This is a genomic window from Mycobacterium sp. E1214, assembly GCF_001666755.1.
Taxonomy (GTDB): domain Bacteria; phylum Actinomycetota; class Actinomycetes; order Mycobacteriales; family Mycobacteriaceae; genus Mycobacterium.
This window is the reverse complement of the sequence record NZ_LZJC01000028.1, coordinates 34330-56648: the sequence shown is the minus strand read 5'-3', so window position 1 is coordinate 56648 and position 22319 is coordinate 34330. Positions and strand designations below refer to the sequence as shown.

18 protein-coding genes, 1 tRNA gene and 1 pseudogene are annotated in these 22319 nt (G+C 62.1%); 4 read left to right on the top strand and 16 right to left on the bottom strand.

Going from position 1 to position 22319, the window contains the following annotated elements:
• Positions 1–202 precede the first annotated feature (202 nt).
• Positions 203–1357 (bottom strand): annotated as a pseudogene (locus A5700_RS03705) (M20/M25/M40 family metallo-hydrolase); the annotation flags it as partial.
• 97 nt (positions 1358–1454) lie between these two features.
• Here A5700_RS03705 and A5700_RS03700 point away from each other — a divergent pair.
• Positions 1455–1540: transfer RNA gene (locus A5700_RS03700), tRNA-Leu, on the top strand.
• On the opposite strand, the gene A5700_RS25040 is transcribed toward A5700_RS03700, so the two are convergent.
• The 4 genes from A5700_RS25040 to A5700_RS25035 form a co-directional block, all read right to left on the bottom strand.
• A complete protein-coding gene (locus A5700_RS25040; RefSeq protein WP_012394803.1) occupies positions 1522–3168 on the bottom strand; it encodes a recombinase family protein in 1647 nt (548 codons plus the stop codon). The genes A5700_RS03700 and A5700_RS25040 overlap by 19 nt on opposite strands.
• A gap of 186 nt (positions 3169–3354) precedes the next feature.
• Positions 3355–4860, bottom strand: a complete 1506-nt coding sequence (locus tag A5700_RS03695) for a replication initiator (protein ID WP_012394804.1) — start codon at positions 4858–4860, stop codon at positions 3355–3357.
• Positions 4857–6290, bottom strand: coding sequence for an FtsK/SpoIIIE domain-containing protein (locus A5700_RS03690; RefSeq protein WP_012394805.1), 1434 nt, complete (start codon positions 6288–6290; stop codon positions 4857–4859). Before A5700_RS03690 ends, A5700_RS03695 begins: the two co-directional genes overlap by 4 nt.
• Positions 6291–6379: 89 nt before the next feature.
• On the bottom strand, positions 6380–6724 hold the full coding sequence (locus tag A5700_RS25035; protein ID WP_011893911.1) for a hypothetical protein: 345 nt from the start codon (positions 6722–6724) through the stop codon (positions 6380–6382).
• A gap of 239 nt (positions 6725–6963) precedes the next feature.
• On the opposite strand from A5700_RS25035, the gene A5700_RS03685 reads away from it, so the two are divergent.
• Together A5700_RS03685 and A5700_RS03680 are read left to right on the top strand one after the other, a co-directional pair.
• Positions 6964–7782 (top strand): hypothetical protein, encoded by an 819-nt coding sequence (locus tag A5700_RS03685; RefSeq protein ID WP_012394806.1) that lies wholly within the window; start codon positions 6964–6966, stop codon positions 7780–7782.
• Between the two features lie 5 nt (positions 7783–7787).
• Complete coding sequence (locus tag A5700_RS03680; RefSeq protein ID WP_012394807.1) at positions 7788–8255, top strand: NUDIX hydrolase; 468 nt, start codon at positions 7788–7790, stop codon at positions 8253–8255.
• Between the two features lie 10 nt (positions 8256–8265).
• Here the strand turns inward: A5700_RS03680 and A5700_RS03675 are convergent, their stop codons facing one another.
• A complete protein-coding gene (locus tag A5700_RS03675; protein WP_012394808.1) occupies positions 8266–8802 on the bottom strand; it encodes an HD domain-containing protein in 537 nt (178 codons plus the stop codon).
• A 356-nt stretch (positions 8803–9158) separates the two neighbouring features.
• Here A5700_RS03675 and A5700_RS26820 point away from each other — a divergent pair, with 356 nt between their 5' ends.
• Complete coding sequence (locus tag A5700_RS26820; RefSeq protein ID WP_078321963.1) at positions 9159–9638, top strand: transposase; 480 nt, start codon at positions 9159–9161, stop codon at positions 9636–9638.
• 136 nt (positions 9639–9774) lie between these two features.
• On the opposite strand, the gene A5700_RS03670 is transcribed toward A5700_RS26820, so the two are convergent.
• The 10 genes from A5700_RS03670 to A5700_RS03630 all read right to left on the bottom strand — a co-directional run bounded on the left by A5700_RS03670 (position 9775) and on the right by A5700_RS03630 (position 22237).
• Entirely contained in the window at positions 9775–10896 is a 1122-nt protein-coding gene (locus A5700_RS03670) for an acyl-CoA dehydrogenase family protein (protein ID WP_016889182.1), read from the bottom strand.
• A gap of 66 nt (positions 10897–10962) precedes the next feature.
• A complete protein-coding gene (locus A5700_RS03665) occupies positions 10963–12588 on the bottom strand; it encodes a fatty acid--CoA ligase (protein ID WP_016889183.1) in 1626 nt (541 codons plus the stop codon).
• Between the two features lie 14 nt (positions 12589–12602).
• Positions 12603–13256, bottom strand: coding sequence for a transglutaminase-like domain-containing protein (locus tag A5700_RS03660; RefSeq protein WP_012394811.1), 654 nt, complete (start codon positions 13254–13256; stop codon positions 12603–12605).
• The gene (locus A5700_RS03655; RefSeq protein ID WP_012394812.1) at positions 13253–14710 is read right to left on the bottom strand and encodes a cytochrome P450; all 1458 of its coding nucleotides are present in this window, start codon (positions 14708–14710) and stop codon (positions 13253–13255) included. The genes A5700_RS03660 and A5700_RS03655 overlap by 4 nt, the downstream gene beginning before the upstream one ends.
• A 115-nt stretch (positions 14711–14825) precedes the next feature.
• A complete protein-coding gene (locus A5700_RS03650) occupies positions 14826–16361 on the bottom strand; it encodes an NAD(P)/FAD-dependent oxidoreductase (protein ID WP_012394813.1) in 1536 nt (511 codons plus the stop codon).
• 61 nt (positions 16362–16422) lie between these two features.
• Complete coding sequence (locus A5700_RS03645; RefSeq protein WP_012394814.1) at positions 16423–17388, bottom strand: alpha/beta hydrolase; 966 nt, start codon at positions 17386–17388, stop codon at positions 16423–16425.
• Positions 17385–18902: an NAD(P)/FAD-dependent oxidoreductase gene (locus A5700_RS25025; RefSeq protein WP_012394815.1), complete on the bottom strand. Its 1518-nt coding sequence runs from the start codon at positions 18900–18902 to the stop codon at positions 17385–17387. The genes A5700_RS03645 and A5700_RS25025 overlap by 4 nt, the downstream gene beginning before the upstream one ends.
• A 47-nt stretch (positions 18903–18949) precedes the next feature.
• Positions 18950–20449 (bottom strand): NAD(P)/FAD-dependent oxidoreductase, encoded by a 1500-nt coding sequence (locus A5700_RS03640; RefSeq protein ID WP_012394816.1) that lies wholly within the window; start codon positions 20447–20449, stop codon positions 18950–18952.
• Positions 20446–21369, bottom strand: coding sequence for a hypothetical protein (locus tag A5700_RS03635; RefSeq protein WP_012394817.1), 924 nt, complete (start codon positions 21367–21369; stop codon positions 20446–20448). Before A5700_RS03635 ends, A5700_RS03640 begins: the two co-directional genes overlap by 4 nt.
• A gap of 1 nt (position 21370) precedes the next feature.
• Complete coding sequence (locus A5700_RS03630; protein WP_012394818.1) at positions 21371–22237, bottom strand: SDR family NAD(P)-dependent oxidoreductase; 867 nt, start codon at positions 22235–22237, stop codon at positions 21371–21373.
• Positions 22238–22319 lie beyond the last annotated feature (82 nt).

Sequence of the window (22319 nt, the reverse complement as noted above, 5' to 3'; positions counted from 1 at the left end):
GCGGATCGGCCCGCGATTTCTCGTCCTACGAGACGAGCTTCGACGGCGACCTGGTGGACGCCATGAACGCCGCGCTGCTCGCGCTGGATCCCGACGCTCGCACCGTGCCTTACATGCTTTCCGGTGGCACCGATGCGAAAGCGTTCGCCCGCTTGGGAATTCGTTGCTTCGGGTTCAGCCCGTTGCGCCTGCCGCCGGACCTGGATTTCAGCGCGGCGTTCATGGCGTCCACCAGGTCGCCGTCGAAGCTCGTCTCGTAGGACGAGAAATCGCGGATCCATTCGCGGGTCACGTCCGGGCCGATCAGTTCGTCGATCTCGGCCTCGAACGCCTCTTTGCGGCCCGGCAGGATCCGGCAGTCGACCACCGCTTCGGCGATCGCCGGGACGACGTTGGCCTTGTAACCAGCCTTGAGCATGGTGGGGTTGGCGGTGTCATAGAGGACCGCCTTGAGCATCCGGGCCGTCGGCCCGAGCTTGTCGATAGCCCCCTCGACGTCCGGAGACTCGACGTCGAACTCGAACCCGGTCTCCTCGCTGACGGCCGCGAGGAATTGGCTGACAGTGTCGGTGAGCACCAGCGGGAAGCGGTGCCTGCCCAAGCGGGCCACCGCCTCGGCGACGGCGGTGACGGCGTTCTGGTCGTGCACCATCGAGCCGTGACCCGCCGGCCCGCGGGCGGTCAACCGCATCCAGGACAGCCCCTTCTCGGCCGTCTCGATCAGGTACAGCCGGCGCTCGGTGCCGTCGGGCCGCGGCACCGTCAGGGAGAATCCGCCGACCTCACCGATCGCCTCGGTGACGCCGTCGAACAGCTCGGGCCGGTTGTCCACCAGCCACTGCGCCCCGTACGTGCCGCCGTGCTCCTCGTCGGCGAGAAAGGCGAACACCAGGTCTCGCGGGGGCACGATGCCGGCCCGTTTCAGCTGGCGGGCCACCACGATCATCATGCCGACCATGTCCTTCATGTCGACCGCGCCGCGCCCCCAGACGAATCCGTCTTTGATCGCGCCCGAGAAGGGGTGCACGCTCCACTCGGTCGGCTCGGCCGGCACCACGTCGAGGTGGCCATGGATGAGCAGGGCACCGCGCCCGGAGTCCGCGCCCGGCAGGCGGGCGATCACGTTGCCGCGGCCGGGTCCGCCGGACTCGACGTACTGCGGCGCGTAGCCGACCTCCGCGAGCTGCTCGGCGACCCACTGGGCGCATTCGGCCTCGCCCTGGGTCGTCTCCGGTTCGCCGGTGTTGGTGGTATCGAACCGGATCAACCTGCTGACGACTTCCACCACATCGTCGCCCGGGTCGGTGGGGGCGTCGGCCGCCCCGCTCTGAAGGCTCACAACCAACGTTCCTACCATTGCCGTCGCCGCCGGGCTCGGGTCGCGCCGCCCGGCTGGGTTAGGCGCCGGTGCGACAATCCGATAGCCTTAGCTGCCAACCCATGCGGTTGGTCTGGTCCGAGTGGCGGAATGGCAGACGCGCTAGCTTGAGGTGCTAGTGCCCTACTAATGGGCGTGGGGGTTCAAGTCCCCCCTCGGACACGTCCGGCGACACGACTTAAGTCGGCAGTCGCCGTGACTCGCTGAAGATGCGGGTCGTAGTCGAGGCGCAGGCCCAGGCTTGCGTATACCTGAGCGCGTTCCGCCCCGGTTGCCTCACCAAGCACTGCTGACAGCCCGCCCAATTCCTCAACCAACTCGCTGATTTGTGCGGCAGTCATGACGCGAGGTCGCTCCGCTTGCTCAAGACGGACCTTCAGCTCGTCGCGCTCGGCGGTGCGGCGGCGCAATGCAACAGTCAAATCCTCAACGGCCACACCAGACTCCACGGCGGTAACCAGAGCAGCAACCTTCGCATTCGCCTCGCTGAGCTGGCGCCGCAAGGCCGCGTAGCCAGCCCCTGCTACCGGGTCCGCGTCTTGCCCGCGTGCCAAGTCGGCCGGATCGGCCAGGGTGGCGATCCATTCGTCAAGTCGCGCAGTCACCTCATCTTCACGGAGGTAGACGGTGCGCGGGTGATCACTCAGGTCCGCGGGTACCGAACGCGACTTACCGAGCTCACAACGGTAGAGGATGCGTGTTGTTCGCTTCCCGGCGCGGGCAGCGCCCTGCATCCGCCGTCCACATGCGGCACAGAACAGCAGCCCACGCAGTGCATATGGCACTGTTGACTCTCTGCTGCAAACAAGACCGGGACCCCGCCGCGCCTGCATCCGAAGACGAACAGCCTGCGCTAGTTCGTCACGGATCAGCGCTTCATGCGTGCGGCGTTCTGGTGCGATCCAGTCGGCCTCATCACGCCACCGCATACGAGTCTCATACCCCGCAGCGACATCATCGGGGTTGACCAGAACCTCGTATTTCTCCTGCTTGCCCCAAACACGGATACCGCGGTACGCCGGGTTGTCGAGTATCGCGCGGATCGCCGAATGGGACCATCCTCGTGGGTCACGATGCCGATTCCGTGCCGGGTCGTACTGGCTCGGTGACGGTACACCATCGTCGGTGAGCCGTTGCGCGATATAGCGCAGGCCCGCTCCGTCGGCGTACATGCGGTAGATCCGCTCGACGACCGAAGATGTCGCGGGGTCGGGTTCGAGGCGGTGAAGCCGCTGCCCAAGATTGGCCTTGGCAGGGTTTGGATGCGGGCCGGCATCGACGAGCCGGTAACCGTAGGGTGGTCGACCACCGAGATATCTGGCGGTGTCGTGCGCGAGTGCTGACATCGCCGTACGGACGCGCATCTGGATTCGAGCGCGCTCTCCCTTGCTCATGCCGCCGAACAGAGTCATCACCAGGTCGTGTGCCTCGGAGCCGGGATCGACCGCTCCGCCGACCTCGGGTACCCACAGGCCAACTCCGTAGTGCGTGAGGACAGGGAAGGTGAGCGCGAACTGCGGCCCGTAGAACGCACGGGCGGGTTCCCCAATCACTACGGCATCAAAGCTACGGTCCCGACAAGCGACATCAGCAAGCAGACGTGACGCCTCTGGCCTGCGCTTCCACGGCAGTGAACGGCTCTGTCCCACATCGAAGTAGTCGGCGGCGATGAATCCGCCGTGCGGAGTGATCAGGTCCATGGCACGCCGCTTCTGCCAGCTGCGGCTCGCCTCCGGGTCTTGAGCGTCCTCCGTGCTCACTCGGCCATAGAAGGCGAACCTCAGGCTCACGCCACTCCCCTCCCTGATCCAAGCATCCGGTCCCGCACAGCCATTATCACGTGTACCAGCGCGCGGTTGGCCTCGGACGGAAGTCGATATTGGTTGGGCACAACAATTTCAACACCCCCCTCTGACACCGTCGGCGCATCGGGACGAGCGTCACACCCGGAGCGAGCACGTGCTGCTCGGGACCTGTCAGCCATCGCTTCCCCCTGGCGGATCCCATTGTTGATTGCGGGCTTGGCCACGGACTTCGATCAGTCCGATGCGGCGGGTGTGGATGTGTTGGACGGCCGCGGAGTAGATGAGGGTCCGGTCGCCGAGGCTGGTGGGGCCGGCACGATCGAATTCCCATGCCACCAGATCATCGCCATCGGTGGAGTCGAGGCCGAGATCATGTTGGTGCGCAGTGCTTTTTAAACGTTGTTCACGGGTCCAGGCCGCGCGACGTTCGCGCAGCGCGGTCATCGTGGTGGAATAGCGGCGGGATTTGCTGGTGATGTGGCCCCGGTAGCCCAGGGTGTGCAGCCACCGACCGACACCGGCCAGTCCCTTATCGGCGAGTTGGCTGATGGCGGTCAGGATCGCCCGAACGTGGTCGCAGACATCGAGGTCAGCGATGGCCTCGGTGGAGATGCGTCGCGCGCTGATCCCGACGTCAGCTAAGGATTTGGTGACGTATTTCGCGAGGTAGCGAGCTACGCGGCGGCCTGGAAGAACCCCGCCGTGTGGTGAATCCTCCTGCACAGCAGAGCCGTCCGTGCCGGCGTGCCGGTTGTCGATGGGTTGGGTGTCGACTTGTGTGCCGAACCTGATCACCCGTGTCGCTGTATTTGAGGATGAGTCGGTGACCGTCACGGCCACGGTTCGAACGGCCTGTTGGATGATGGTGGCCAGTTCGGTTGCCGCAAGGGGCGCATGCCAGTCATGACCGCCAGAGTCATCGCTGTCGGGCGGGTCGAGGCGGATCAGGGCATGAATGTGCGGGATGAGCCGGGCTTGCAGTTCGACGACTTTGATGAAGCTGACCTGCACCGCATCCGGGTCGGCGCCCGAAGCACGTAGCTCTCGGCGCAGTGTGCGTCGCAGGGTGATGGTGAAGCGTCGCCACAGTTCGGGCAGGTGCCATGTGAACAGGACATGCCCGGTGTAGTCGTAGCAGTCCGCGCAGATCGGCTGTCCCGCATAGATATCACCTTCGCCGTGGGTTGTGCTGCACCACAGTGGTTTTCCATGCGGGCATCGGCGGTAGCCGCCAGTGTGGTGGTGGTCGCGACACACACGCTGCTTCTTGTCGCCTGCACGCGCGGCGGCGTGAACAGGCCCGTAGCTAGGTGCGGTGAGGGTGACGAACACCTGCGGACGATCGGCCACTGCTGCGGGGATGTTGTGGTGGCCGCCGGCGGTGCCAGCGTGCACGAGCTGCCACGTGTCGCGGGCGTACAGGTCTGAGCACGATGGGCATACCTGTGCGCGGCGGTTGTTGCACCGTGTCCACACCACCCGATCGCGGCCTATCTCGTCGGTACCTCTGAGTTGGATGGGGTGGGCGCAGAAGCCAACAGATTCCGCGCGCCGCCACCACGATTCGAACCCCGTCGAGGACGCGCGGCGCACCATCTGATCCACCACCGCATTGGTGTCGATCGAGCCGGGAACCCCGGGCAACACCAGCGTGGGGGCTGTCGTTGCAGTAGTCACCGTTGACCCCGGGCGGTGTCGGTGCGCCCGCTGTTGGACTGGTTGGTTCGGGTCGCGGCACGAGGTGGCCGGAATCGTGCTGCCAGAGTGGCGATGTCGTGGTCGGCGACGTGAAATGCCCGTACCCGCACCGGTTGGGCCGTGCCATCGATCATCATGTAGCCCACACCGGGAGTGGTGTCGGGGATGTGATCGCAGTCGGCCCCCGCGTCGCGGGCGCCCTGGCCCAAAACCATGGTGGTTTGGGTGGCTTCGGTCAACCGCAACCCGATTCGCACGGTAAACAGCTGCCGCACCGGCAGGGTGTCTTTGGCCGGATCTTGCACCGCTGCCACCACCGAAATGCCGACGGCCCGGCCTTGGGAGAGCAGCAGGCCCAACAGCTGTTCAATTTCGCTGCGCACCTTGCGGTCGGTCACATACGCAGTCAGCGCGGCGATCTCATCGATCACCACCACGAATAACGGCTCAGTCGGAGTCGGGGTGTGCATGCGCGTCTTGCCCCGTAACCGATTGGCGCGGGCGTGCATCACCTCCACTAGTTGCCGCAGCAGGTACAGGGTGGTGCCAGTGGCGTCGTGGGTGAACACCGTGAACATGGGTGCTCCGGCGCCCAGTTCCATGCCGCCTTTCGGGTCGATGACGCAGAGCCGCACTTGTCCGGTTTTCACGGCGGGGGCGAGGCCAGCGATCAGTGACCACAACACTGAACCTTTCCCCGCGCCGGTCGCGCCAGCCACGAGCAGGTGGTGGCCAAGCAGAGGTAGGTGCCACCAGTGGCGGGTTTCGGTGATCCCGACCCGCACCGACCCCACATCCACCGCAGTCGCCGTCGTGGGCATGGGCAGGGCAATCGGGTCGGCCAGCACGTCGCCGCGCATCAGGGTGATGCGTAGCTCTCCGGGCGCGGTCGCGCGGATGGCGATCCGGTCGGCACGCCAGGCGGCGGCTAGCGCCTCGGATTGCTTGTGCCAATCAGCCAGGGAGTGGCCGGTGACCACTCGCAGCGCCAGGACGTCGGTCGTCTTGCCGATGCGCACCGACTGCAAGGTCGGCACCAAGGTGCGTTCGCCAAGTGTGGCGGTCAGGCCGTGCAGGGTGCACACCGATTGCCAGGTGCGGGTGTAGCGCGACCAGGTCAACCAGCGCCGCCGCACCGGCTCGGTGACCCATCCGTGAAACGATCGCGGGTCCAGCCACGCCCAGCCCGCATACGCGGCAGCGAAAGCAATACCGATGATCAGACCCGCGCGTGAGCCATGGGTAATGGCCATCGCCACGCTGGCGATGATCGGGATGCTGATGGCCGGGAACAGGACCGCCCACCACAGCAGATACCCGGCCGCTTTGAACAGTGAGAGGATGAGGTCGGTGATCCAGTCGTCGTCGTTGGATTGAGAGTTCTTGCTGTTTTTGTAGTTTGATGCCATGACAGGCGTCCCTCTGGTGAGTGAATGGTCGATAGCAGCTCACGTGCTGGGGCGCGACACCCACGAGCGCCGCGCCCCAGCAAATGGGGTTATTTCTGCGCGCGGGACGCTTGATCGCTCGGCGCAGCCGCGGGGTTGGTGGGGGTGATGGCGTCGGCACGGAACGCCACGCCGCTGCGATCACCTTGAGCCCAAGGGATAGCAACCAGACCCGCGACTGAAACAGGTTGGGTGACTGTCACTTTCGGATCCCCGGCGACGGTGACGTTGAGCACTTCACCACCGGTGTCATCCAACGCCAACAGCTGCGCGGCATACAGTGGCACGCCGGTGGCGGTGTCCACTTTTGGGCTGCCGGTCTCGAAGTTCAGCCGCGGCTCGGCCGCTCGGGTGACGATGAACCGTGTGCCTGATGTGTCGATTCTTAAACGCATTGTCCCGCTGTTCCTTTCGTGATCTGTTTGCGCCCGTTGCGGCGCTGGGCTCAGTTCACGTGGACATCGCGGACGTAGCGAGGGACGTTGGCAGGCATTGCCGACACTGCCGCAGACATTTCGGACACGACAGGGACATGCCCGTGGGCATCGGACGGGCATCACCGCCGCGGGGCGGCGGCAGTCGCATGGCAAACTAGGAACCACGCGCTGAGGATGGACAGGGATGACACGGAAAGATGTGCGCTGAGACGACGGGCGATCAGGACGGCGACGCCGAGGCCGCCACGATCCCCAACGATCGCCTCACCCAACGGCTGCACGCCAAGGGACTCTCCCCACAGAGGTTCGCCACTGCGGTGGGCGTGGATATCAAGACGGTGCGCCGCTGGCTGGCCAACATCGACTACAACGTCCGCGAGGACAACGCCCGCCGCGCCGCTAAGCTGCTTGGCTGCACACCGCACAACCTGTGGCCCAACCAGTATCCTGCCCCTACCGCGAGCGCGCTGGCGACGACGTCGCTGGGTGGTCCGTTCACCGCGACGCTGTATGCCAGCCGCACCCAGCTGCCGATCACGACGTGGCAGCAGCATTTCGGCGACGCCACCACCGGCATCGACATCCTCGTCCTGGCGGCCACGTTCCTGTTTGACACCCTCGACGGCTTCCTCGACATTCTGCTCGACGCCGCCGCCCGCGGTGTGGCGGTGCGGTTTCTCGTCGGGGATCCTGACACTGCCACCACGATCCTGCGCGGCAAGGAGGAAGGCATCGGCGAGGCCGTCATCGCCCGCTGCCGCACGTCCGTGGAGTTGCTCGCCCCGCATGCCGATACCCCGGGGCTGGATATCCGCACCCACGACACCACGCTCTACACGTCGATCTTCCGGGTCGACGACGCCATGATCGTCAACTTCCACATCTACGGCTCACCCGGGCGCAACAACCCCGTGCTTGTGCTGTCGCGCCACCACGAACCACGGCTCTGGGCCACCCTCGAAGACGCTTTCACCCAGGTCTGGGATCGCGCCAGACCGCTCAGCGCGAAAGGCTGAACCCTATGCGAACCGACTACTACAACGACCCCAACGCCCCGCTGCCCAACAGCGTCGTTCCGTCAGCCTCGGCCATCGTCACCGACGAACAGGGTCGTATCCTGCTGATCAAACGCCGCGACAACACCCTGTGGGCGCTACCCGGCGGCGGACACGACATCGGCGAAACGATTGCCGACACCGCCGTCCGGGAAGTCAAAGAGGAAACCGGGCTCGACATTGAAGTCACCGGCCTTGTCGGTGTCTACACCAACCCGCAGCATGTCGTCGCGTTCACCGATGGCGAAGTCCGCCAACAGTTCTCTCTGTCCTTCACCACCAAGGTTCTCGGCGGTACCCTGGCCATCGATCACGAAAGCACCGACATCGCCTGGACCGATCCCGACGACATCCCCAATCTGGACATGCACCCGTCGATGCGACTGCGCATCGAGCACTACCTGCAACACCGCGACAGCCCCTACCTCGGCTAACCGGCTGGGTTTACAGCCAATCGCGTACCCGTCGGACCGCCGCCAACAGTTCGTCGCGCCCCGCGTCGACCGCGCGGTGCACCGGGTCCTCGGGTCCATAGCGGCCCAACACCTCGATCAATCGATCTCGCGGTGATACCGGCGCCCCGTCCGGCCCGGTCGTCAGATCGCAAAAGGTCAACACATCCAGAACATCGCTGGGCGGATCGCTGAACGCCGCTAAACCTGACAAGCCGCGCTCGGCAGCTTCCGCGTGCGCCCCAGTATGGAACGCCACCAGGGAGGCGACCAGCTCCCGAAAACCCGCCGCCCGGGCAAACTCTGCGCCATCGAGCGGATGAAACCCGGTCCGGCGCAACGACGGTGCGTAGCCGATATCGTGCAGCCACGCCGCTGCCACCAAAGAGTCCGCTGTCTGGGCATCGAACCGCCGACTCAGCCGCTCGGCAGTCGTCGCGACACCCCGCACATGCGCCAACCGCCGCAGCTGCCCCACCAGTCGCGTCTCGGCCTCTCGCCGTGCACGCTGCGCCAGCATCCCGCTCACAACCGCCATCCTACGAGTCCCATCGCCATGGCGCAGACCCGCAACTGATGCTCAGCGGAGCCCGGGCCGCCATAGCCCGCGAGGAACCGGCGGCTACCTGCGGGCTTCGCTACACTCCCTCTGCTCCCGTCCGCTGGCGCTCCCGTCCGCGCCGCTCGCTACGCTTCGCCCTCCGTCCGCCGCCACACAAGCTTGCACACGACGACGAGCGCTGTACATCTCAACGGCCACGGCATCCTGGCACCACGACAAGCCAGGACTGTCCTCGCTCCTCGCCGCATCGAGACGCCGCGGGCAGCAGGCGCGACCAACGCCCGCCTGACCGCCGCTGGCCTGCGATGTGAGAACTTTCTTTACTGCTATCAAGTCGATGGCGGCACGTTGCCACCAGCTCGACACCGCAGCCGCCCGACTCGAACGCCACGTCGACACCATCACCGCCACCGCCGCACCCGAGCTACAGCGTCGGGCCCGACACCGCTGCCACGCTGCTGACCGCCCTCGGCGACAACCCCGCTCGGATCGGCAGCGACGCCGCTTTCGCCAAACTCTGCGGGGTCAGCCCACTGGAAGCCTCCAGCGGCAAAACGATCCGCCACCGGCTCAATTGGGGAGGCAATCGCGACGCCAACCGTGCCCTGCACGTCATCCTGGTGGTGCGCATGCGCCGTCACCAGCCCACCCGCGACTACTTCGTTCACCGCCTGGCCGAAGGCAAAACCAAGAACGAGATCATGCGCTGCATCAAGCGTACATCGCCCGCGAGATCTACCACGCCCTCCGCCAACCCAGCAGAAGAACCAACGAACTCATTGCCTGAAGAACTCATTGCCTGAAGATAGGAGCATCTGGTATCAACTCCCGAAGGGCACCCGATCCGCAATGTCCACCCATTTCGTGGCGATATGGCACCTCTGTAGATGCCATCAATCCTCCCAGGTGAGTAATGTGCAGGTGGCTAATCGTTCAGGGTCATAGGGAACGCGAGATGATTTCCTTCATCACCTCATTTGTGCCGGCGTAGATTTTCTGCACGCGCTGGTCCACCCACAATCTCGAGATGGGGTACTCGGTCATGTACCCATATCCGCCGTGGAGCTGCAAACAGTCATCGAGCACCTTCATCGCTCGCTCAGTGGTCCACCATTTCGCCATGGCGACGGTCTGGACGTCGAGTTGGCCCGCGAGGTGTAGGTCGATGCAGTAGTCCAAAAATACTCGTGCGATGCGCGTTTCGGTTGCAGCTTCGGCCAAGATGAATTTCGTGTTCTGGAAGCCGAAGACGGGCCGTCCGAACGCTTCCCGCTCACGGGTGTATTTGAGTGTCTGCTCCACGGCAAGTTCCATCGCCGCGACCGCCCCAACCGCGACGATGAGCCGCTCTTGAGGTAGCTGCGTCATCAGCTGAATGAAACCCTGACCCTCGGTCTCGCCCAGGAGGTGCGAGCGGGGCACTCTTACGTCGTCGAAGAACAACTCGGAGGTGTCTTGTCCGCGTTGGCCGATTTTGTCGAGGACCTTGCCGCGCCGGAATCCGGGTCGATCGGCTTCGGCGACGATCAGCGAGATGCCGGCGGCGCCCTGACTTGGATCTGTCTTGGCGACGACGATGATCAGGTCGGCTTGCTGACCGTTGGTGATGAAGGTCTTTGCGCCGGTGATCACGTACTCGTCACCGTCAAGAATTGCTTTGGTCTTGACACTCTGCAGATCAGAACCGGTCCCTGGCTCCGTCATGGCGATAGCACCGATCATTTCGCCTGAGGCCATCTTGGGCAGCCACTGCCTCCGTAGTTCTTCGGCCGCATACTGGAGGATGTAGTGCGCGACGATTCCGCTGTGCAGCCCTGCGCCCCATGAGCTGTCCCCGACTCGGGCTTGCTCTTCGAGTACGACGGCTTCGTGCGCGAATGTGCCGCCTCCCCCGCCGTATTCTTCGGGTATGGACATGCAGAGCAGGCCTAGTTCGCCGGCTTTGTGCCACAATTCTCGGTCAACTTGGTGCTGGTCTGCGAAACGTTGCGCATGTGGGGCCAATTCGGTCGAGAAGAACTTCGCGGCAAGGTCACGAAGCTCGAGCAATTCGGCGCTCATCCAGGGAGAAATTGATGCTGTCACAGGATTCCCTCTCGGCTGTTCAATATCAATGGGTTTGATTTCTTAGGACGTTTCGATCTGATACTCGCCGGCGGAGTGACGCGCGCGTATGGCCTTCTTGTCGTATTTCCCGACGCTTGTTCGGGGAATCTCAGACACGAAGCTCCACCGCTCCGGGATCCACCACTTGGCGACCTTGTCCAACAGAAACGCGCGCAGTCGGTCGATGTCGACCTCGGCTCCACGGTGAACCACGACCAGGGCGAGCGGTCTTTCCTGCCATTTGTCGTCGGGAACTGCCACCACCGCAGCCTCGTAGATCGCCGGGTGACCAATCAGCGTGTTTTCCAGCTCGACTGAGGAGATCCATTCTCCACCTGACTTGATGACGTCCTTCGCACGATCGGTCAGCGTGAGATACCCGTCCGGGTCGATCCGGCCGACGTCGCCGGTGCGCAGCCACCCTCCGTCGAACTTGTCCGGATCATCGTCGCCGAAGTAGGCGCCGGTGATCCACGGGCCTCGCGCCTGTATTTCACCCGCTGATCGACCGTCCCACGGCACTGTCTTCTTGTGGTCGTCACGCAACCGGATCTCGACACCGCACATCGGCCGACCCTGGCTTTCGCGCATCTCCCACGCACGGGTCTCGCCTACTCCGTGCGCTGCGCGTGCGACGGTAGCCAGCGGCGAGGTTTCGGTCATGCCCCATGCCTGCACGATAGGCACGTTGTACTTGTCTTCGAATGCCCGCATCAGCGAGACGGGGACTGCCGATCCCCCGCAGGCAACCAGCCGAAGTGAGGAGATGTCCCGGGCGGGATTCGATTCCAGGTATCGATCGACATCGTTCCAGATCGTCGGCACTGCACCGGCGATAGTCGGCTGAGTCTCTTCGATGATCGACACCAGCGGCGCGGCTTGCAGATGGCGATCGGGTAATACCAAGTCCGCACCAGACATCAACGCCGCGTAGATCAGTCCCCACGCATTGGCGTGAAACATCGGGACAATGGCCAGGATACGGTCGGCCTCGCTCACTGCCAGGGCGTTCGACGTGCAGGCGGTCAGTGCATGTAGGTAGGTCGAACGGTGGCTGTAGACAACACCTTTGGGATTTCCAGTAGTCCCGCTGGTGTAGCACATGGCCGCGGCGGAACGCTCATCGATCTCGGGCCAATCGAAAGTCTCCGGTTGCTGCGCCAGGATCTCCTCGTAACGCAACACCGTCTTCCCGCATCGCTGCAGCGGAGCGAGGTCGCCGCCCCCGGTGGCGATGACCGTATGCACCGACTCCATCGCTGGTAGCGCACTAGCCAACAATGGCGCAACCGACGCATCCACCAGGATGATCTGATCGCTGGCATGGTTGGCGATGTACGCGAGTTGCTCTGGAGCCAAACGAATGTTGAGGGTGTGCAGCACCGCGCCCATGGAGGGAACCGCGCAGTAGGCCTCGAGATGTTCTTGGTTACTCCACTGAAAAGTGGCCACCCGTTGATCTGCCGTTATTCCGAGCCCGCGCAACGCATTGGCAAGTCGGCCCGCTCGCCCCAGGACGCTACGGTAGGACATACTTCGGTATCCAATTCCGTCGGGGGTGATCACCTCGCTGTTTCCGTGAATGGAGGCGGCATGGCGGACAATTGCCGAGATTGTGAGCTGGACGTCTTGCATCGTGCTGTGCATTACGCATCGGCCCTTCAGGCGAACAGGTCTGGATGGCGACTCGCATCGCCTATGAGCGTCCCGTAGTGGGTTCTGAGCGCTTGCAGGATCTCTGCCAGCGGTAGATCGTCGAAGGCGCCTCGATCCCTCAGATATTCCATGTGTTGTGTGCCGTCACCGGCGAACCCGTGCAGCAGGGCGTCTGTGCGCCCGTCGAAATCAATTGGCGGGACGCCGAACCGTGCGCATAGCTCGCGATTGAACGCCGGAGTTGCCTTGACCCAGACACCGCAGAGATGCATGAGGCTGTATCCGTGGTAGACGAAGACGTCGGTACCGCCCATCCGCTCACGCAATGTCTCGGTCTGAAGGTGGTTTCGGACATCGGCGAACCCCAGCCGCGCTGGGATGCCTGCTGCTCGGCAGGCCGCCGTCAAGAGCACCGCCTTCGGGACGCAGTAAGCGCGGTCTGCAGTTGCGATGGTGCTGGCGCGATACGCATGCGGGTCATCGGTCACGGTGTAGGGGTCATACCAAATCGAGTCGCGGACCGCAGTGAAGATGGCTATGGCCTTCGTGGTGTCGTCGACCGCGCCGCGGGTCGCCGATGCAACGAAGTCGCGTACCGATTCATGTTGCCAATCGAGGAACTCCGTGGGCTCCAGGTAAGGCGAGTTCTCACCGCTCATCGGTGCCGCAACGTCACAGGCAGTCCGTCCACGGGAATGGGCAGCGAGGTGTTGTCCCAACGCACGTGATAGTCGTTTGGGACCGTCCAAGTGTAGGTACGCAACATCTGGTGCAGGATTGCCTTCACCTCGAGTGTGCCGAACTGCATCCCAATGCATTTGTGCGCCCCCCCGCCGAACGGCACCCAGGCGAATCGGTGCTGTTGGTCCTCGCGCCGGGGCTCATCGAAGCGCGACGGATCGAAACGGTCCGGGTCGCTCCATATTCTGCGGTCGAAGTGATTTACGGCGGGTGTGATTGCGCACAAGGTTTCACGGGGGATGTGATAGCCGTCGATGGCGACATCGCGGACGGTCTTGCGCATCACCAGCGGAACGGGCGCCAGCAGACGCAGAGCTTCTTTGAGGATCAGATCGAGGACCGTCATCCGCTCCAGTTCGTCGATATCTGGCGAATCGTGACCGAAGGACCGCGCCTCCGCCGCTGCCTTCTCCTGCCACTCAGGATGTTTAGCGAGGAAGTAGGTGACAGCAGTGGTGGTGATCGTGGAGGTGTCATGGGCGGCCATCATGAGAAAGATCATGTGGTTGATCACATCCTCGTCGGAGAACCGTTCACCGTCTTCTGTGGTCGCCTGGCAGAGGGCGGCGAATAGATCGTCGGTCTCGCCTGCACGCGCGGCCGGCAGGTGTCGGGAGAAGTAGTCCTCCAACACGCGCCGCCCATGCACGCCGGCGCGGAACCTGGTGCCCGGGAGTGGAACTCGCACAAAGGAACTCGCCGCGCGAACAGTGGACACGAACGCCTCGTTGACAGCAGCGCTCTCGTCCTTGCCGCGGCCACCCATGAAGACATCCGTGGCAATATCGAGGGTGAGATTCTTCAACAACGGGTAGATCCGGACCGACGGACCGGTCGGCCACGCGGGCACGGCTGCGCGAACGCACGGGGCCACCTGCCCGACATATCCGGTCAGGCGAGGACGCGTGAACGCCTCCTGCATGATGCGCCGGTGCATCAAATGTTCGTCGAAGCTCATGAGCATCAACCCGCGATGGAAGAAAGCATCGATCAGGAAGGACCAGCCATCTTGAGAAAAGGCCTTGGCTTCGCTTGTGAACGCCTCACGCGTTGCGTCTGGACCGGCGATGACCACCATTTTGGTACCGAATGCGCCCATCCACGACACCGAGCCCAAACGTTCGTAACGCTCCCGACTGAATTCTGAACCAAATCGGATGTAGTCGACAGTGTGCCCCAGCAACGGGAGTCCAGCGTCCCCTAGGACGGCTCTCAGCCCAGATCCGGCGGGGGCCGGCGCAAGTTCCCGGACTCTCCAGTCCCGACTCCACTGTCGCCATTTGTCATCGACGACGCGGGGGGCGGGCGCCAACAGGACAGACGTCAACCGCTCCTTGGGGTGACGCGTGATTGCGAGAAGCTGATTAGCCACGATGCCTCCTGGGCGCTCTGCTGCACGGGTATCTGGTAATAGTTTACATAGATGTGCTGAATGTCAATATTCGAACAGTTAACAGTGAAATGTTAGACACCGCCTGCGACCCGGATCATCTGCGCAGCCTCGCGCGGTTCTCACTCGGGCCGTCTAACTGAAGGCGTTCAACGTGCCTGAATAGATAATCGTGACTGCGTGGTTTGCGGGTGAGGATCCGGTAGGCAAATGTAGGCCCAGGCCAGTTCGTCGGGATCGCGCCACTCGAGGTCGTGTACCAGCTCGCGCAAAGCGCCCACACCGACCTTCGCAGCCGCCGGCTCAATCGTGTGTTGTAGCTTTGCTCGATGTCTGGCCTGACGTCGACCGTACGCCCTGGGTCACTCGCCAAAATCTTGATGAGGGCACCGACATAGCGGACCTGAGACTCGATCATGTAAATGATCGACCCGGAACCGACATTCGTGTTCGGGCCATAGAGGAGAAAGAGATTCGGGAACATCGGGACTGTAATGCCCAGGTATGCGTGCGCCTGCGTCCCCCACACCTCGTCCAGAGTCACTCCGCCCCAGCCGCGAACACGCATCGGGGCGAGGAAGTCGGTAGCGCGGAAACCTGTTCCGTAAATGACGACATCCGCGCGATGGAGTACGCCATCGTCGGTCACGACTCCCTTGTCGCAAAGCTTCGCAACCGCGTTGGTCACCAACGAGACTTCACCGTTGGCAATCGCGGGGTAGTAATCATTCGAGAACAACACCCGCTTGCACCCCGGCGCATCTGATGGCGTGAGTTGCCGGCGCAGCATTGGATCGGCAACCTGCCGATGGAGGTGGTAGCGGGCGACCGCGCCGAGAATGCGTGACAAGGGCTTCGCGTCGACCAACGTCACTGCGAGCACTTCAAAAATCAGCCATACCGCGAAACGCTCAAGACGCAGCCACAGCGGCAGAACCTTAATCAGCTGTTGGTGAAGACGTCCGTACCTGCTGTCCCACTTCGGCAAAATCCAAGGCGCCGTGCGCTGATACAGCGTTACGCGCTGTGCCTCGTGTGCGATCCGTGGCACAAACTGTATCGCGCTTGCGCCTGTCCCGATGACGGCTACTTCCTTGCCGCGCAGCGATACCGAATGGTCCCAACGCGCCGAATGAAAACGCGGCCCCTCGAAGGTGTCTTCGCCGGCAATATTCGGCGTATGAGGTCGCGAGAGCTGCCCCACGGCCGAAATCACGACATCGCACCAGATCGTCTCGCTGGATCCGGTCACCAAACGCCAACGGCCGGCCTGTTCATCGAAGGTCATCTCGACGACTTCGGTCCGCGTGCGCAAATGCAGGTCCATTCCGTCGGCCAGGACGAGTCGGCGAAGATATTGGAGTATCTCGGGCTGTTCTGCATAACGTCTCGACCAACGAGTGTTGGGCTTGTCCGAGAGTGAGTACAACGCTGACGGCACGTCGCAAGCCGCTCCTGGATAGGTGTTGTCGCGCCAGACGCCGCCGATGTCTGCAGCCTTTTCCACCATGGTGAAGTTGGTGAATCCGTCCCTCTTCAGCTGATGGGCCATGGCGATACCCGCGACGCCGGCCCCGATGATCACTATCGACGGATCGTGTCCTCGAGGATCCCTCGCAAAGCCGCCTGTCATGAGACAGCTAAGAAGCAGTTGATGGCGCGGTGGCAGTGGAGCATCCACGGTCCCAACACTTTCACCGGTGGGCCGAAGCTTTCAGGAAGTTTCCAGCGCGGTGGATCGCCTCACGAGCCTCGGGCAGGATTCGGAACATGGCTTGGAACACGTGGATCTGTCCCCGGTACACCTGTATCTCAACGCTTGATCCGGCCGATCGGAGGCGGTCGGCAAGATGCCTCGAGTCATCGATCAACATTTCTCTTCCGCCTACCTGAATCAGGATCGGTGGCATGGACCTGAGGTCTGCGTCGAGCACGCTGATTCGCTCATTGCGGTGATCTGCACCAGCCACGTACAGGTCAAGAGCGCGGGCCGCGGACCGAGCAGAGGCGAAAGGATCACGGCGGCGAAGTTCGCGTGCCCTCGCGAGTTCACATGTCAGATCCAGGACCGGAGACATGAGAAGCATCGAATCCGGCAGCGGCAGTCCGTCACTACGTGCGCCAAGGGCGGTGGCCATCGTGAGCTGGCCGCCCGCCGAGTCCCCGGCCACCGCAACACCGCGTTCGCCGGAAGCCGAAGGCTGCCCTGTGACGAGCCAGCGGTATGCGTTCAGTGCATCGTCGGCGGCAGCGGGAAAGGGATAGCGTGGAGCTAGCCGATACCTCACCGCAAAGATGGGCCGACCGCTCGCGGAGGCAAGTTCACCGAGCAGGCCGCGGTGGGTAGCCGGTGAGCACATGGAGTAGGCGCCGCCATGAATGTAGAGCAACGGAACCGCGTGTGGATCGACTGCAGGAGAAGTGATCCAATCCCCGCGTATCTGATTCCCGGCGAACTCGGTATCTATTGTGCGAACCGCCACGCTTCGGCGGGGCCGCGATCCCACAAGCGCCATCCGGAGTACGCGATCCATCACCGCGAGGCCGTGGGCGCTCGACGGGATGAGTTGCGACAGCGGACGCAGTGTGTTTCGCGAAGTCATTGCCACGAAATGACTTGCAAGACTGGGGCGCCGGTCCGCCGCATCAGTGTTGGTCACCGTGCGCCAACGGATTCTGCGCGACGTTCAAATCGGTAATCGGAGAGCCGGAAGGTGCGGCTACGCCAGTAAGTCTCCAGGGTAGTTGACGGACGCAACGGAACATCGCCGTGTTTGTCGAAATAGTAACTGTTGGCATTGGAACAGCTCGGCTGCCAGAAAACCTGTCGATGTCGGCGGCTAACCATGTCACCGAAGTAGCGATCGTTCGCCTGCTGTCTGACCTCTACGTAATCAGCCTTCAGCGTGCGCGCACGACGAAGACAGCGGACGATATGCCGACTTTGCGCCTCGATGAGTGTGAAGTACGAGGAGCCGTTGTAACCATAGGGACCGAAGATATTGAAGTGATTCGGGAACCCTGGGACGCTCACACCCTCGAAGGCTTGGAGGCGGTGCTCATCCCACCAGGCAGACTGCTCCACTCCACCGCGTCCCTTCAGCACATAAGTCGGCATATTGCCCGACTCCATCACTTTGAACCCGGTGGCCAAGACCATGACATCGATCGGATAACTCTTGCCATCTTCAGTGTGAACCGAGGCATGGTCGACATGGGTGATGCCGCTGGTCTCGAGCGAAACATTGCGACGGTTGTACGTTGCGAGATAGGAATTGTGGAAACTCGGTCGCTTACAACCCAACGAATAGCGAGGAATGAGTTGGTCTCGAGTCACCGGATCGTCGACCGCCCGACGCATATAGCGTTTCGCCGCCTCTTCCATGAGGTCCGACACAGGGATCAACGAGTGAAAATGAGCTGCGATGGGAAATGTGAACTCGACGAACGCCTGACTCGCAGTGCGCGTCATCAGTTGTGCCCCTGGCACCAACCGCATCACTGTCGCGGCCCAGCTCGGTATGGAGAAATCCGGCTTCGGCAAGCAGTAAATCGGCGTTCGCTGGAAGACCGTCAGACTTGATGCGATCTTCGCGACTTCGGGAATCAGCTGCACCGCAGATGCCCCAGTCCCGATCACCGCCACCCGCTTACCGGTGAGATCTTTCGTATGGTCCCATCTGGCCGTATGCAGCGTCACGCCGGCGAAGTCGCGCACTCCTGGAATATCAGGCCACTTCGGCCGACTGAGAACGCCAGAGCAATTTATCACAAAACGCGCGGTCAGATTCTGACCAGAGGAGCAGCTCAGCCGCCATAGTGCGGCGCCTTCGTCGAAACAGGCTTCGTCCACAGTCGTGTTGAACCGGATGTAATTTTGGAGTCCGTATTTTTCTACACACCGCTCTGCATAAGCCTTCAACTCATCCCCGTGAGCGTAAGTACGTGACCAGGATGTTCGCATCTCATAAGAGAACTGGTAACTATAGGACGGAATATCGACCGCTATTCCCGGATACGTATTCCAGTGCCATGTACCGCCGACGCCATCGGCGTCATCGACTATAAGAAAGTCCGCAAATCCGGCCTTCAACAGGCTGATCGCTGTACCAATCCCAGAAAACCCGGCTCCGACTATTACAATTTCGTAGTGCTGCCCAGACTCAGAACCCATTACTTCCTCACGTGCGCTTTGATGTTTACCCTATCCGCTGCTGCAGTTCAGCGTGTTTGTGTCAACTTCAGGTCAGCATCGTCACGCCGAGTGATATCGTAATCCCGCATATCCAGACGGGACAGTTCCCTGGTGAACTGAGTCGCAAAGCCCGGATACATCGTGCCGTTATAGCCATCCTCTGTTAAATACCAGCTGCTGCAACCCGAGTTCCATGTCGTGCGTCGTAACCGCCGCTGAATATTGGAGTGGTACGCGTTTTGGCTATTCTCTTTCACATCCAGGGTATGGACTCCGTTACCTTGGTCGCGCAAGAGCTCGATCGCTTTTACGATGTAATCGATTGCCGCCTCCATATATAGAAGAGCGGAGTTGTGGCCAGGACCGGAATTAGGCCCGAAAGTGAAGAACAAATTCGGATACCCGGCCACACTCACGCTCTTGTAGGCAAATCTCCCCTCAGACCACGCGTCTTCGAGTTTTCGCCCGTCGCGCCCCAGGATCGGAAATGGCGTACCGCGTTTACACACATCGAAGCCTGTCGCGAATACTATGCAGTCCACCTCATGCTCGATGCCGTCGGCGGTTCGAATTCCGTTCGGAGCCAGTGTGGCGATCGGCCAGCTGACGAGTTTGCAGTTATCGGCCTGGAGAGCAGGGTAATAGTCGTTAGTCATAAGCATGCGTTTGCACCCAGGTCTGAACTGCGGTGTTAGCTGACGTCTCAACCAGGTATCCTTCACCTGCCGACGCAGATTCGCCTTCGCGGCCGCTTGGATGACAGATGTGGCAGCGGTATCCCAAACCATGCCCACGGCCATGACCTCATGCGCCCAAAACCACGCACCTCGTAGGGCCTGTTCGGTTGCCGGCATGCGCTTGAAAGTCGAACGCGCCCAGGCCGGATGCCGGAAATTCACCCTCGGTAGGACCCAGCCGGGCGTCCTCTGAAACACCTTGACCGACGCCGCCAACTGGACCAATTCGGGAACGATCTGCACAGCGCTCGCCCCGGTCCCGATAACCGCCACCCTCTTACCGCTCATGTCATAGGAGTGGTCCCACCGAGCACTGTGAATCTTTTTCCCCTCGTACGACTCGATGCCACGAATATCCGGGAAACTGGCGTCAGCAAGTGGTCCGCTAGCCATCACGACTGAACGGCCCCGATACCGCCTGCCGCCGGTCGTGTCGACAACCCACTCTCCGGCATCCTCGTCGAATTCCAGTGCACTCACGTCCGCACCGAAATGAATGAACCTCCCAAGATCGTATTTCGCGACAATCGCGTCGATATAGGCGAGGATCTCTGCGCTCCCCGAGTATGCGCGAGTCCAGCCTGGGTTCGGCTCGAACGAGTAGGAGTACAGCAATGACGGAATGTCGCAGGCGGCGCCGGGGTAAGTGTTGTCACGCCAGGTGCCCCCGACGCGATGTGATCGCTCCAAGATGACAAAGTCGTTAACGCCCGCTTGAAGCATTCTCATCGCCGTACCGATACCCGCGAAGCCGGCGCCGACGATCAAAGTCGTTACCGTGTCCGTCATTTAGCGACCGGTTCATAGGTCAGTTCATCCGTCCATGAAGGCGGTCGCCCGAGTACTTGCACGGGGAAGATGTCGATCGCATTGCCTAAGCGCTGGGAAACGAAGTGAAGGGGTTGGGACCGCTTGATCGAGGAGGACATGTGGGCCTTCAAGATGTGATATCCAGGCACCCTCCGCGTGTGCTCACTGCGGTCCCCGACATTGCCATATCGCGTCACCGCGTTGTACAGCTTCTCTTCGGATAGCCCCATCGCGTTGAGATTCATCAACATGCGCGTGAGAAGCGGTATATACAGCAACGCGCCAGTGAGAATACGGGGGTCCATCACAGCGCCGACCGTTTGGATTGCATGGATTCGCATGGGACTGGCGCCGAGGTCATTCAGGACTTGAAAACCTACTGCAAGGTGCCGCGATTCGTCGCTGTTGACCTTATTGAATACTTCCCCGCAAATTGGGTCGTCGACCTCATCAAGGAGAAATTTCAGCAGGGCCCCGTCCAGCGCGGTCTCCAGTGCGGGAATCGCGGCGCCGATGACAGTCAGAGGAAGAGCCTCAGCGTACCGATCTAGCCACTCGATCACGAGACGGATGTTCTTATTCGGTACAGGCTTTTCGCCTTCCTCGATCATGCCCCAGCGACGCATCAGAGCAAGTTCGGCGTTGGCGTGACGCTGCTCCTCGGCGTGAAAGTAACGGTAAATGTCTCCGAGCGCTTCGAAGGGCGCCTTCGGGGCCATCGCAGCAAAGGCGCGCGCTCCGACATGCTCAATCCACACCACGTCGGACATGAATTGCTTGAGTTTGGGACGCTGTTCGTCGGTGATCAACTCCGCACCAGGGGCGCCCCAATCGATATCGGCGAGAGCCCATTGCTTGTTCTTGATCGTCTCGAGCATGTCGCTATATGCGAACGCCATTTCACTGCTCCCTCTGTTCGGCTGGATCGTTCCATGAGGCCACGCGCTCCACCAGCCCCAACGCCCGCGTAAACTGACCGGGTAAAGCTCTTTTCAGTTGCCACAAAATTTTCGCGTCCAGTTGGGGCACTACATAGATTTGTCCGCGATCGTGCGCGTTCAAGGTCGTTCGAGCCACTTGATCCGGCGAAATGCCGGTCCACCTCATCAGGTTGGTCGCGAGTTTCGCCGCCGACTCCTCAATCTGAGGATTTTTGGCGATGTTCGTCTTGACGAAGGTGGGGCAAAGCACTGTGACATTGACGTTAGTACCGCTCAGTTCGGCCGCCAAGGTCTCGGACAGAGCGAGCACTCCGGCCTTACTCACGTTGTATGCCCCCATTCGGGGCGCCGAGCCGAAACTCGCGGCGGACGCCACATTGATCACTCCGCCACGGCCGTTGCTCCGGAGCCGGGGAACGAAAGTCTCGCACCCGTAGATAACACCCCAAAGGTTGACAGAAATCGCAGCGTTCCAGTCCTCGACCGACGTAGCGCCGATGCGATTGCCGCCCGCACCGATTCCGGCGTTGTTGATCACCAGGCTCGCCGCCTTGCCAAACCAGTCTTCACTGGCATCAGCGAGGTTACGGACCTGCTCAAGGTCGGTGACGTCGCATACGACGTCGAAACCCTCGCCGCCGGCCTGCCTCACCAACTCGGCCGACTCTTTCGCAGTGATGGGGTCTTTGTCCGCACACACAACACGTCCACCTCGGCGTGCAAGCTCAACGGCGAACGCGCGGCCGATACCGCTCCCTGCGCCTGTGACTACTGCGTGGGCGCGGTGGGTTCTACCTGGTGAACTACCGAACGGCAAGAACCTCATCTGCTTGCCTTTCGGATCGCGACACTGATTTCCGGTGCGGGAGACCATTGATTTGGGGGCATCAGCCACCATTGGTGTCGCA